Annotated in this window: 9 protein-coding genes; 5 read left to right on the top strand and 4 right to left on the bottom strand. The window is 70.6% G+C overall.

The annotated features are described in order from the left end of the window. Window positions 1-154: 154 nt before the first annotated feature. Both ACZ7IB_RS13210 and ACZ7IB_RS13205 read right to left on the bottom strand, forming a co-directional pair. Window positions 155-1396: an MBL fold metallo-hydrolase gene (locus ACZ7IB_RS13210; protein WP_470912261.1), complete on the bottom strand. Its 1242-nt coding sequence runs from the start codon at window positions 1394-1396 to the stop codon at window positions 155-157. A gap of 100 nt (window positions 1397-1496) precedes the next feature. Beyond that, window positions 1497-1937, bottom strand: coding sequence for a PPOX class F420-dependent oxidoreductase (locus ACZ7IB_RS13205; RefSeq protein ID WP_470912259.1), 441 nt, complete (start codon window positions 1935-1937; stop codon window positions 1497-1499). Here ACZ7IB_RS13205 and ACZ7IB_RS13200 point away from each other — a divergent pair. The 5 genes from ACZ7IB_RS13200 to ACZ7IB_RS13180 all read left to right on the top strand — a co-directional run bounded on the left by ACZ7IB_RS13200 (window position 1936) and on the right by ACZ7IB_RS13180 (window position 9766). After that, the gene (locus tag ACZ7IB_RS13200; protein WP_470912258.1) at window positions 1936-2130 is read left to right on the top strand and encodes a hypothetical protein; all 195 of its coding nucleotides are present in this window, start codon (window positions 1936-1938) and stop codon (window positions 2128-2130) included. The genes ACZ7IB_RS13205 and ACZ7IB_RS13200 overlap by 2 nt on opposite strands. A gap of 185 nt (window positions 2131-2315) precedes the next feature. Next, complete coding sequence (locus tag ACZ7IB_RS13195; protein WP_470912256.1) at window positions 2316-3938, top strand: 5-guanidino-2-oxopentanoate decarboxylase; 1623 nt, start codon at window positions 2316-2318, stop codon at window positions 3936-3938. Then, on the top strand, window positions 3935-5155 hold the full coding sequence (locus ACZ7IB_RS13190) for a Glu/Leu/Phe/Val dehydrogenase dimerization domain-containing protein (RefSeq protein WP_470912255.1): 1221 nt from the start codon (window positions 3935-3937) through the stop codon (window positions 5153-5155). The genes ACZ7IB_RS13195 and ACZ7IB_RS13190 overlap by 4 nt, the downstream gene beginning before the upstream one ends. Before the next feature lie 165 nt (window positions 5156-5320). After that, on the top strand, window positions 5321-9052 hold the full coding sequence (locus ACZ7IB_RS13185) for a S8 family serine peptidase (protein ID WP_470912253.1): 3732 nt from the start codon (window positions 5321-5323) through the stop codon (window positions 9050-9052). A 123-nt stretch (window positions 9053-9175) separates the two neighbouring features. Beyond that, window positions 9176-9766 (top strand): TetR/AcrR family transcriptional regulator, encoded by a 591-nt coding sequence (locus ACZ7IB_RS13180; protein ID WP_470912486.1) that lies wholly within the window; start codon window positions 9176-9178, stop codon window positions 9764-9766. 22 nt (window positions 9767-9788) lie between these two features. On the opposite strand, the gene ACZ7IB_RS13175 is transcribed toward ACZ7IB_RS13180, so the two are convergent. Both ACZ7IB_RS13175 and ACZ7IB_RS13170 read right to left on the bottom strand, forming a co-directional pair. Further along, window positions 9789-11162 (bottom strand): MFS transporter, encoded by a 1374-nt coding sequence (locus ACZ7IB_RS13175; protein WP_470912250.1) that lies wholly within the window; start codon window positions 11160-11162, stop codon window positions 9789-9791. Between the two features lie 131 nt (window positions 11163-11293). Then, entirely contained in the window at window positions 11294-12463 is a 1170-nt protein-coding gene (locus ACZ7IB_RS13170; RefSeq protein WP_470912246.1) for an acyl-CoA dehydrogenase family protein, read from the bottom strand. Window positions 12464-12471 lie beyond the last annotated feature (8 nt).

Here is a 12471-nt window from a genome sequence, read left to right as displayed (position 1 = left end):
CGTGAAGTGGGCAGTGGGATGTACTGCCGTGCCTCAGCAGCCCTCCCCCGTCGAGGGGGACCGTCGAGCGCCTGGATCGCCTGCCTTTGTTCGGCCTCCGTCAACTTGGCGAACGCCTGCGTCATTGCGTTCAGGCTTTCATCCCTGCCCCGAGTCACCGCTCACCCGCAAGATCAAGATCGCGATTGTCCTGACCCTGAGCAACGTCCGTTGCCTCGCTGCGGCGCCAGGGGTGTGCGATCGGAGCAGCCACGGACCGCCACCAGGGATCGAGGGGAAGCGTTCCCGCGGGTTCGAAGGGCTCGCCCGGCCGGGGAAATGCGGCCGGCTGCTCGGCTTCCTCGGCGGCGTCCTTAGTCCACTCGCCGGGCTCCGCCCACGGGTGCATGGCGAGGGTGAAGGTGCCCCAGTGGATGGGCATCATGACGCCGTGCGGCTTGCCCCCTTGCAGGTCAAGGTGCGCCTGGATCCCCTGAGCGGGCGTCATATGTATGTCGGGCCACCCACCGGGGAGTGGGGTACGGTCCGTGTGGTTCTTGGGCCAGTACTCGGAGTACGCGCCGATCTGGATCATCGTCGCGTCGAACGGGCCGTGTCCGGCGCCGATGTCCTTGAAGCCGGGGAAATAGCCGGTGTCACCACTGTGGTAGATCCGGTGCTCCGGCCCCGCGACGGCCCAGGACGCCCAGAGCGTGTGCTGCTGGTTGCGCAGACCGCGGCCGCAGAAGTGCCGGGCCGGGGTGGCAGTCAGGCTGATCCCGGCGACCTTCGTGGTTTCGTTCCAGTCCAGTTCGCGCGTCCGGTCGGCGGACACGCCCCACCGCTCCAGATGGGCGCCGACGCCGAGCGGGACAGCGAAGACCGTGTCCGTGCCCGCGAGGGCGCGGATCGTCGGCAGGTCGAGGTGGTCGTAATGATCGTGGGAGATCACCACCGCGTCGACGGGTCCGAGCGCGGCGAGGGGCAGCGGCACGGGGTGCAGCCGCTTGGGTCCGGCAAAGGCGAAGGGCGAACAGCGCTCGCCCCACACCGGGTCGAAGAGCACCCGTCGGCCGTCGATCTCGGCGAGCACGCTGGAATGGCCCATCCAGGTGAGCCGCAGCCCGGTGGCGGGCGGCTCGGAGAGGTCGGCGTAGGTGGTGGCGTGGACGGGCATGGTGCCGACCGGCGCCCTGCGCGCCCGCTCCTCCTTGCGGAAATAGACCTTCGCAAACTCCAGGGTGGATCCGGACGGCCGGGTCCGTGCCCCCACCGGGTTCTGGAAGACGCCGTCGGCGAAGTTGGGCGAGCGGCGGATGCGCTCCATGCGGGCACCGCCCGGATCGGCGCCGAATGCGGCGGGGCGCAGCGAACGCAGCCGGGTGCGGAGCGGAGGCAAGGGGTCAGCGCCGGTCACAGCATCTCCTGCAGGGAGTCGGTGTCGTCTCATTATGGGCGGGGGGTACGACAGTGCGAGAGCGGAACGTCCGACGGGATGATCGCCGGACCGGGCTCCATCAGCCACGCGGCTGCCCGTACGCGTGCTCGATGCGCAGCCGCAGCACGACGCGGCGGTCCCGGACCATCGCATCGCGGTAGTCGTCCCAGTCGGGGTGTTCGCCCTGGGCGTCGCGGTAGAGCGTGATCAGCTCCTCCACCGTCGCGTCGTGCGGATCGGCGGCGACGGGGGTCAGCTCGGCCGTGCCGTCCACGACCGTCCACGACCAGCGGTCCGCGCTGGTGACGTGGTAGCTCGCCCTCGGGTCACGGCGGAGGTTCTTCGTCTTCGCCCGGTCCTCGGTGATCGAGACGCGGACGATGCGCTCGTCGGGGTAGTAGAAGTGATTGACATTGGACAGCTGGGGCCTGCCGTCCCGCTTGAGCGTCACGAGTACGCCGCCGCTCTCCTCGCCGAGCAGCCCGAGCAGCGCTTCCTGCTGTGCATCGAATCCCGTCATGCCGAATCCAACGTCCCTGCCCGCCACAGGATTCCGCATTCGGCCGTACTCCCGTGTCACATCCGGGGGACCCCTGTCCGTCATCGATCAGGAGCGGCTGCGGACTACGCTCGGCGAGGCGCCGCTCGTCGATCTCACGACCATGATCGCGGTGGGGAACTGCGCTCCCGCACCAATTCCGCTCTCCGTCTGACCAGCCAGGGCTTCAAGGACCGGTGCACGGTGGAACGTCCCGCAGGCCGCCGAGCGATGCGGTCCGACCACTGAACGACGATTCAGCAGTGGCCGCATTGACAGGGGTGCCACCGCCTCTCGATACTGACCGGCGATTCAGTAAATCGATCTGTTGCTATCGGCCTGTCGATGGAGGGAGCCGGCGTGCTCGAACAGCTGGGAAATGCGTCGCTGACCGGCGGCGAAGCCGTGGTCCGTGCCCTGGCGGCGCATGGGGTCACCAGGGCGTTCGGAATTCCCGGCACGCACAACCTGGAGATCTACCGGCATCTGGCCCCGTACGGCATCGCACATGTCACGCCCCGGCACGAACAGGGCGCGGGATACGCGGCGGATGCGTACGCGCGGGTCACCGAGCGGCCCGGGGTGGCGATCACCACCACCGGGCCGGCCCTGCTCAACATCACGGCAGCGGTCGGTCAGGCGTATTCGGACAGCGTGCCGCTGCTGGTCGTGTCGCCCGGGATGCCGTTGTGCCACCCCCGGCAGCCGACCGGTCTGCTGCACGAGATGCGCAGCCAGACCGAGGCACTGCGCGCGGTCGCGGCGTTCAGCCACCGGGTGTCGACGGTCGAGGAGATCGGTTCGGCGGTGGCGCGTGCGTTCACCCTGTTCCGTACCCGGCGGCCGCGCCCGGTCCATATCGAGGTACCGCTGGATCTGCTGGAGACGGCGCAGCCCGCGGGACCGGTGCGGCTCACGCCACCGCTGTCCGCCCCGGGCCCGGCCGGGCCCTCGCTCCGGGACGCGGCCCGGATCCTTCGCTCGGCCCGGCGGCCCGCCGTGGTCCTCGGCGGAGGGGCTCGGTCCGCGTCCGCCGGGTGCCGGGCGCTCGCCGAGGCTCTGGCCGCCCCGGTCGTCACCACCGCCAACGGCAAGGGGATCGTCGACGAGACGCATCCACTGTCGCTCGGGGTGTCGCTGCACAGCCCGTCCGTGCAGAAGTGGCTGGCCGACTGCGATGCGGTGCTCGCGGTCGGCACCGAGCTGGCCGAGTCCGATCTGTGGTCCGCGCCGCCGCCGCTGGGCGGCACGCTGATCCGGCTCGACATCGACCCCGCCCAGATGTACGCGGGACTGCCCGCCGATCTGGCGCTGGTCGGCGCGGCGCGCCCCACGCTGGAGGCGCTGCGGGAGGCGTTGGAGGAGACAACCGGGGAACCGGGCGTGCGGGAGGGTGCCGCCGCGGTGCGGGCGCTGCGCGCCGCGCGGGACGCCGAGACCGCGGAGCGCGACGCCCGCTGGGTGCCGTACCTTCGGGCTGCACGGGCCGTGCTGGACGCCGACGCGATCTGGACCTCGGACAGTGCGCAGTGCTGTTACTACGGCGCCCTGCCCCACCTGCCCGTCGGCCCGCGCGGGCGTTATCTGCACCCGACCGGCTTCGGCACCCTCGGCTACGCGCTGCCCGCGGCGATCGGCGCGAAGACCGCGTACCCGCACCGGCAGGTCGTGGCACTCAGCGGAGACGGCGGGCTGCAGTTCTCCGTGCAGGAGCTCGCCACGGCCGCCCAGCTGCGACTGCCGCTGCCCCTCGTGGTGTTCGACAACGGGGGCTACGGGGAGATCCGCGACGAAATGACTGCGCGCGGCGACACCCCCACGGGCGTCGATCTGCCGTCCGTCGACCTGCCCGCGCTGGCGCGGGCGTACGGCGGCCACGGCACCCGCGCCGACACCCCTGAGGCGCTTGCCCGCGCCCTGTCCCTGGCCCTGACCACCCCCGGGCCCACCGTGATCGCTGTGACCGAGGAGACCCCCCGATGACGACACCTGCGGTGTCCCGCCCCACCGCCCCGTCCGCCCCCCTGATCTCGCTCACCTGGACCGACCACATCACCGGCCGCCAGGGGCACCTGGTCGTCGACCGGCTGGTGCGCGGCGTGTCCAGCGGCGGGCTGCGGATGCGGGCGGGCTGCACGCTCGACGAAGTCGCGGGGCTGGCCCGCGGCATGACGATGAAGGAGGCCCTCCACTTCAACGCCGATGACACGGGGGCCCGTTACATACCGCTCGGCGGCGCGAAGGGCGGCATCGACTGCGACCCGCGCGCCCCGGAGGCCTACGGCGTTCTGGTGCGCTATCTGCGGGCCGTGCGCCCGTACATCGAGAACGTGTGGACGACGGGCGAGGACCTGGGGCTCACCCAGGACATCGTGGACCGGGCGGCGGCCGAGGCCGGGCTCGTCTCCTCGATCCAGGCCGTCTATCCCCTGCTCGACGACGAGACGGCGGCCCGGCAGCGTCTCGCCGACGCGTTCGCTGTCGAGGTGGACGGCATCGGGCTCGACGAACTGGTCGGCGGCTGCGGTGTCGCCGAATCGGCGCTCGCGGCGCTGGACCGGGCGGGCGTCCCGTACCGGAAGGCCAGGGTCTCCGTACAGGGGCTCGGCACCATGGGCGGGGCTACGGCGCGGTTCCTGGCGCGGGCCGGGCTGACGGTGGTCGCCGTGGCCGACGTCAAGGGCACGATCGCCAATCCGGCCGGCCTGGATGTCGAGGCGCTGCTGGCCGCCAGGGACGGGTACGGAACGGTGGATCGCGGCGCGCTGCGGGACGGGGACCGGGAGCTGCCTGCTGACGCATGGCTGGAGCAGGAGGCCGAGATATTGGTACCGGCAGCCGTTTCGTACGCGATCGATACCGCCAACCAGGCGCGGATTAAGGCCCGTTGGGTCGTCGAGGCGGCGAACATGCCGGTGCTCGCGGAGGCGGAGGAACTGCTCGCGGCGCGCGGGATCACGGTGTTGCCGGATGTGGTCGTCAACTCCGGTACGAACGCCTGGTGGTGGTGGACGCTGTTCGGTGACATCGGCGCTGACGCCGACGAGGCGTTCGGACACACCCGCCGCTCGATGCGGGCCCTGATCGACCTGATGCTGGCCCGCGCCGAGGCCGACGACTGCACCCCGCGGGCCGCCGCCCATGCCATCGTCGCCGACCGGCTGCCGATGATGGCGCAGCGGTTCGGCTGGTACCGCTGAGCCCGACTGCGCTGCCGGCCCAGGCTGTTCCGGCCGACCGTCCACGTGTACGGCGGATTGCTGCCATGGCAGCTATCCGCCAGCCCCGACCCAGCCCCAATCCGTCATGCTCCTGACATTCTCGCCTCACCACCCCCTGAAAACACACGAGTTCACGAGGTGAGAATGAGACGGACCAGATGGGCGGCGGTCTGCGCCACCGCGCTTGCCGCCGCCCTTGCCGGTGGAACACTGCCCGCCGCCGCCGCCGACGACACACCCGCCTTCGCCGCCCCGTCCACATCCCCGGGAACGGCCGGCGGGAACAGCACCGTCACCCTGCTGACCGGCGATGTGGTGACGTACTCCGGCCGTGGGGACGGCGTACAGATCAGCTCGATCGTGCCGGGAACCGGCCGCGAGGGCATGGGCTTCACCCGCTTCCGGGCCGGGGGCCACGAGTACGCGGTGCCGATCGACGCCATGGGCCAGATCTCCCGGGGCCGTGTGGACCAGCGGCTGTTCGATGTGACCGAGCTCGTCGCCTCGGGCTACGCGGATGCCGATACGGACTCGCTGCGCATCCTCGTCGGCGGTGCCGCATCGTCGCCCCAGAGCCCCGACGCCCCGAAGGGCGCACGGGTCGCCGCGGCCTTCCCGACCACGCAGACCACCGCGCTGAAGGTGCCGAAGAAGTCGGCCGACACCGTCTGGAAGCAGCTCGGCACGGAATCGCGGGCCCGCACCGAGGGCATCGGCAAGGTCTGGCTCGACGGCAGGGTGCGGGCCACGCTCGACAGGTCCGTACCGCAGATCGGCGCCGACCGGGCGCATCGTGCCGGGATCACCGGGAAGGGCACCAGAGTTGCCGTTCTCGACACCGGCTACGACCGGGACCACCCCGATCTGAAGAGCGCCGTCGTCGCCTCGCAGGACTTCACCGAAGACGGCGACGTGCAGGACATGCAGGGCCACGGCACCCATGTTTCCTCGATCATCGCAGGTTCCGGGGCCGCCTCCGAGGGCCGGTACGCGGGTGTGGCACCGGGCGCGGAGCTCGTCGAGGGCAAGGTACTCAACAACGACGGCTACGGCTACGACTCCTGGATCCTGGCGGGCATGCAGTGGGCCGTCGACCAGGACGTCAAGGTCGTCAACATGAGCCTCGGCTCGACCGTGGCGTCCGACGGCACCGACCCGTTGTCGGCCGCCGTCGACAAGCTCTCCGCCGAGCACGGCACGCTCTTCGTGATCGCCGCGGGCAACAGCGGCGACCGGACGATCAGCGCACCCGGTGCCGCCGACGCCGCTCTGACGGTCGGTTCGGTCACCAAGTCCGGCGAGATGTCGGCGTTCTCCTCACGCGGGCCGCGTCAGGGCCGGCCCGCCGTCAAGCCGGAGATCTCCGCCCCCGGCAGTGACATCGTCGCCGCGCGTGCCGCCGGCACACTTGACGACGCCGCCGTCACCGAGCGGTACGCCTCGCTCTCCGGCACGTCGATGGCGAGCCCGCATGTGGCGGGCGCCGCGGCCCTGCTGGCGCAGCGGCACCCCGACTGGTCCGGCGACCGGCTGAAGGCGGCTCTGATCGGCAGCGCCACGCCGGTGGACGGCGCGACGGTCTCCGACAGCGGCTCGGGCCTCACCGACGTACCGGCCGCACTGGCCACCGCAGTGGTCGCCGAACCCGCCACGCTGGCCGCCCACACCACGTACCCGAACGTCTCCACCGAGCCCCAGAGCCGTGAGCTGACCTGGACGAACACCACCGACAAGCCCGTGAGGCTGAGGCTCTCCGCGGGGCAGGGCGGTGCGGTGCGTCTCGACGCGCGGACGCTGACCGTGCCGGCGCGTTCCTCCGCCGTCTCGACGGTCACGCTCGAACCGTCGCGGGTCGAGGCGGGCACGACGTACGGCGGTGCCGTGACGGCGGCCTGGCCGGGAGGCGGGCGGGCGACCGTGCCCGTCTCGATCCAGGCCGATCCGGAGACGTACACCCTCACCCTGACCGGACCCGCACCGCGTGAGGGCAGCGAGGCCACCTCGACGGGTGTGGTTCTGCAGAACGAGAAGACCGGCGCGTCCCAGATGATCGGGCTGACGGGCGCCACGCCGAAGAAGGTGACGCTGCCGCGCGGCACTTACCGGGCCTTCGGGCACACCTGGGAGTACGACAAGGTGGGCAACACCGTCGTCGGCAGCACGGCGATCCACTTCGCCCGGCGCATGACGGTGGATCAGGACACCTCGGTCGCATTGGACACCAAGGGCGCGAAGCCGGTACGGATCGGGGTGGACGACGGGTCCGCCCGGGTGACCCTCCAGTCGGCCACCGGAATCGCCTCACGGATCGACACCGGGTCCGGCGCCGCGGACAACGGTCTGATCGCGCCGAGTTCCGCCGGCCAGTACCGCGTCGAGGCCGTGCCCACCACCGGGGCGGCACTGGACGGGCTGACCTTCTTCGGCGGGCTGAGCTGGCAGCAGCGTGAGGTCGACGCACGCGAGCCCGGCTCCTCGCCGAACGCGCTGAAGCTGCTGTTGTCGCAGTACAGCATCTACCGCTGGCTGGGCACCGCCACCGGCGAGGTCGTCGACATCGGCACCGGGGCGGACACCGACCCGGCGGCGATGGACCTCAAGGGCAAGATCGTGCTGTGGACGCCCGCGACCAGCCAGTCCTCGATCAACAACGCTCTCTACCAGAGACTGTCCGACGCGGGCACGGCCGCCATCATGTACGTCGGCTACGGACTCACCGTCTACCGGCCGACACCGATACTCCGGCTGGACCAGGCCAGCCTGCCCACGTTGCGGGACCGGCTGGCCGAGGGCCCATTGACACTGACGCTCGACGGCGTCAGCACCGGGGCGGACGCCTACTATCTGCACCACTCGGTCGACGGCCGGGTCCCGGCCGGGGCCGACTGGTTCGACCGGCGGTCCGAGCTGGCCGAGGTGCGGACGACACAGCGCACCCATGGCTACCCGTCCGACCCCAAGGGCATGTACGCCTGGACCACCTGGCACGGACTGACGCTCTATCAGCAGGTCACCCGCTACCGTCCGCCGTCCGAGCAGACACTGTACTTCTCCCCGGACGTGGCGTGGACGACGGCGACCTTCCACTACCAGTACGACGTCGGCGACCGCGTCTACCCGCTGGGGACGCTGAGCGGTCCGCCCACCGTGTACCGCAAGGACGGTGACTACCGGGACGACTGGATGTCCGCCCCCTTCAACCCGGCGCTCGGCAAGCAGGCCGGTGCCGCCCAGGTCGTCAGGGAGGGCGACAAGCTGAAGGTGGCACTCCCGGTGTTCTCCGACGCGGGCGGTCACCGGGCCGAGACGGCACCGGGTGCGGACAGCGGGAGCACGGTCCTGGCGGACGACAGCGGAAAGGTGCTGGCCCGCAATGCCGCACCGGGTCGCGCCACGTTCGACCTGCCGCGCAAGGAGAGCTGGTACCGGCTGACCGTCGATGCCACGCGTACGTCGCCGGATCCGGTGACCTGGATGCTCGGGACCAAGGTCACCAGCGAGTGGCGTCTGCGTTCCGGGCACGAGAAGTCGGCCGCACCGGCCCGGCTGCTGGACCTCGACTACCGGCTGCCGCTCACCGGCGAGAACGCGGCCGACCCCGCGAAACCGCTCGACTACACGGTCGGTCTCTCCGCGCAGGGCAGCCGGAAGGCGCTTCCCATCGCCTCACTGAAGGTCTGGTACACAACGGACGGCACCGAGTGGAAGCAGGCCGCGGCGGCCCGCGGGGCGGACGGCCGCTGGAAGGTCACCGTGCCGGCCCTCGGGACCGGCAAGGTCGATCTGAAGTCCACCGTCACGGACACCTCAGGTGCTTCGCTGACGGAGACCCTGATCGACGCGTACAACTCCGGCTGCGCCGACATCTGGTGCTGACGGTGCAGGCCGGCGCCCCGGGCGTCGGATGAACAGGGGCGGGGCCGTACTCGGCTCCGCCCCTGGCCTTCCCGGGCCCCGCTCATTCGTTAGGGTGACGCCGTGGCAAGAGTGCGGTTGAGCGTGGCGGAACGGCGTGAGGAGCTCCTGCGCGCTGCCGTCGAACAGATCGAGGTGCGGGGGGTCGCAGCGGTACGGATCGCCGACGTGGCCGCCGTGCTCGGTGTGAGCAATGCCCTCGTGCTCTACCACTTCTCGACCAAGGAGAAGCTGGTCGCGGCCGCCTTCGCGCATGCCGCCGAGGCCGACCTCGCCCATCTGCGCAAGCTACTGAGCCGCCGCACCAGTGCGGTACGGCGGCTGCGCGCCGCCGTCCGCTGGTACGCCCCGACGGGCCAGGCCAAGGGCTGGCGGCTGTGGATCGAGGGCTGGGCGGCCTCGCTGCGCGACCCGGCGCTGCGCAATGTGGCCGGCGATCTCGACCAGCAGTGGAAGGCGGAGCTGGCCGAGGTCATCGAAGAGGGCGCCGCCGCCGGTGAGTTCCACTGCGATGACCCGATGTCCGTGGCCTGGCGGCTGACCGCCCTGCTGGATGGCCTGGCCGTACAGATGACGTCGTACGCGGGTCCGCTCTCCCGGGCCACGATGCTGGCCTGGACCGACGAGGCCCTCGCCCGCGAACTCGGCATCGACCGTACGGCACTGACGGCCTGAAACGCGTCTCCCCCCTGGTGGATCATTCCGGCGTGCCGGATTCCCCGCGGTCCGGGTGATGGATGCCGAGCCGTACGGCGTCGCGTTCGGGCCGGATGGCGGCGATGGCGAAGCCCCCGGCGGTGAGCATGACCGCGGCGGCGATGAGGAAGGCCACGAGGTAACCGGCCGATTCCGAGCCTGCGGTGTCGATGATGCGGCCCGTGAGGAAGGGTGCGACGAGGCCGGGCAGCGTGCCGGTGGCCGCGACGATGCCGAACAGTGCTCCTCGTTGGCGCGGGGGCACGACTTCCGCGGTGGTCATGTAGTGCAGGGGGATGGCGATGGCGTGTCCGCCGAAGGCCACCCCGATCAGCACGAGGCGCGGACCGGACGCATCGACGAAGGGGAAGACGGCCATCGCGGTACCTGCGACGACCACGGCAGCGCCCTGGAGGACACCGCTGGACCAGCGGCTGGACACCCCGCGCGATTTCAGGGCGTCGACGAGTGGGGAGAGGGTCAGCAGGAGGACGAGGCTGAAGGCGGAGATGACGCTGATGGTGGTGGCCGCGCGGGCGGGCGTCATATCCAGCTGTGTTCTCAGATAGGCGGGGAGCCATGCCTGACTGAGTGAGAGGGCCCAGGCGGCACCGAAAGCGCTGGCTATGGAGCCGAGTACGGTCCCGTTCAGCAGGAGTCTGCGGTAGGGCAGGCAACGGCCCGACGGCGTGATTGCGGCGGCCGCGGGTTCGGGGGCGTGTACGGAGGAGCCGTCCTGCCCGAAAGGGCCGTCGTGACCGAGCCCGAGCCAGGCCAGGCTCCAGACGACACAAACCAGCGCGAGCACCGCGTACGCCGAGCGCCAGCCGAAGTCGCTGATGAGCCAGGTGAGCAGGGGCGCCGATATGAGTGTGCCGAGAGCTGCCCCACCGATCTGGAGCGCGGAGGGCAGTCCGCGTCTGGTGGTGGGAAACCACTTGTACAGGGCGTGCATGGACATCGGGGCCGCGGGCCCTTCGGCGGCTCCCAGCAGCACCCGGCCGGCGATGAGCGTGGGCACGGCTGCCACGAAAAGGACCGGCAGCTGGGCGACGGCCCACAGGACGGTCAGCGTGAACAGGAGCATCCGGCTCGATATGCGGGACGAAGCGAAGCCGACGAGCAGTCCGGAGAGGCTGAACAGGAGATAGAAGGAGCTGGAGATCAGGCCGTAGGTGCTGTTGCTGATGTGGAGTTCGTCCATGATCGGGACGGCGGCCAGGCCCAGGACGGACTTGTCGGCGTAGTTGATGACCATGAAGGCCACGATCAGGGCAGTGATCAGCCAGGCGCGGCGGGGGGTGCAGCGGGGTTCGGTCACGCCGGGGGGCGGGGCTGCGCGGCCGGTGGCGGGCTCGGTGGGGCGGGTGACCATGGGTGACTCCTGCGCGGGTGCGGGGGTGCAGATGGGCCCAGCTGGTGTGTCGAGGGGCCGCACGAGCCTGTGCCGTGCTCGTGGGCGTGTGGTGAGCCGGTGGGCGGGCCGGGAGCTCCCGGCCCGCCGGGTCACACGAGCGATTTGGCGATGGCGTTCTTGTGGATCTCAGTGGTGCCGGTGACGATGCGGAACATGCGCAGCGTGCGGAAGATCTGCTCGACCTCGTGACCGTGGGTCAGTCCGGCCTTGCCATGGATCTGTACGGCCTGGTCGGCGACGCGGAAGCAGGACTCGGAGGTGAACAACTTGCACATGTTCGCCTCGACACCGATGGCAGCGCCCTCGTCGGCCCTGGCCGCGGTGGCCATCACCATGGAACGGGCGGCGTAGATGTCGGTGGCCATCTCGGCGAGCTTGTGCTGGATGGCCTGGAGGGCGAGCAGTGGGCGGCCGAAGACGACCCGGTTCTTGGAGTAGTCGACCGACAGGTCCCAGGCGCGGCGGGCGGCGCCGATCAGGGAAGGACAGTGCAACAGGCGGTTGAGGGTGATGCGTCCGATGCCGATCCGCAGTCCCTGTCCGATCTCGCCGAGGAGGTTCTCGGCGGGGATCCTGCAGTTCTCGAACAGGAGGTCGCCCTCCATCTGCTGGCCGGACATGGGGATTTCGCCGTCCAGCACCTGACAGCCCGGGGTGTCGAGGTCGACGAGGAAAGCGCTGTACGACTCCTCGGTGCCGGCCATTCTGACGACGACGACGGCGAAGTCCGCAAAGGGAGCGGCGGAGCTGAACACCTTGCGTCCGTTGAGGACGTAGTGGTCGCCGTCCGGGGTCGCGGTGGTGGTCATGCGCCGGATGTCGGAGCCCGCGTCGTCCTCGGTGATGGAGAAGCAGCAGGCGCGCTCGGCGCGGATCACGGGCAGAAGGTAGCGCTGCAGCTGGTGTTCGGTGGCATGGTGCAGGATCGCTCCGGCGCGCAGCGGGCCGCCCATGTCGCCGAGGACCGAGTGGGACAGTGCGGCGCCCGAGGCGGTCAGCTCCTCCTTGAGTGCGCACAGTTCGACCAGCGACAGTCCCTGCCCGCCGTACTCCGGCGGCAGATTGATGCCGTAGAAACCGAGTTCACGGCTTCGCTTCCACACCTGTTCGAGGACGGGCCGGTCGACCTTGGTCTCGGGAGTGATGCCCTGTTCCTGTTCGAAGGGGATCAACTCGTCGCGGAGGTAGGTGCGGAGCCTTTCGACGAGCTCCTGCAGACGGGGGTTGTCGTCGTACGACGGTTCGAGGGTGAAGGTCATGAGTGATG

The sequence above is a fragment of the Streptomyces sp. NPDC037301 genome, from assembly GCF_055602785.1.
The sequence above is the reverse complement of the archived record's forward strand: the minus strand, read 5'-3'. Positions and strand labels throughout refer to the sequence as shown.

Excerpts from the sequence above, each read along its gene's own strand:
- ACZ7IB_RS13175 (WP_470912250.1), bottom strand. The coding sequence starts at position 11,162 with ATGGTCACCCGCCCCACCGAGCCCGCCACCGGCCGCGCAGCCCCGCCC.
- ACZ7IB_RS13190 (WP_470912255.1), top strand. The coding sequence starts at position 3,935 with ATGACGACACCTGCGGTGTCCCGCCCCACCGCCCCGTCCGCCCCCCTG.
- ACZ7IB_RS13205 (WP_470912259.1), bottom strand. The coding sequence starts at position 1,937 with ATGACGGGATTCGATGCACAGCAGGAAGCGCTGCTCGGGCTGCTCGGC.
- ACZ7IB_RS13185 (WP_470912253.1), top strand. The coding sequence starts at position 5,321 with ATGAGACGGACCAGATGGGCGGCGGTCTGCGCCACCGCGCTTGCCGCC.
- ACZ7IB_RS13170 (WP_470912246.1), bottom strand. The coding sequence starts at position 12,463 with ATGACCTTCACCCTCGAACCGTCGTACGACGACAACCCCCGTCTGCAG.
- ACZ7IB_RS13200 (WP_470912258.1), top strand. The coding sequence starts at position 1,936 with ATGCCGAATCCAACGTCCCTGCCCGCCACAGGATTCCGCATTCGGCCG.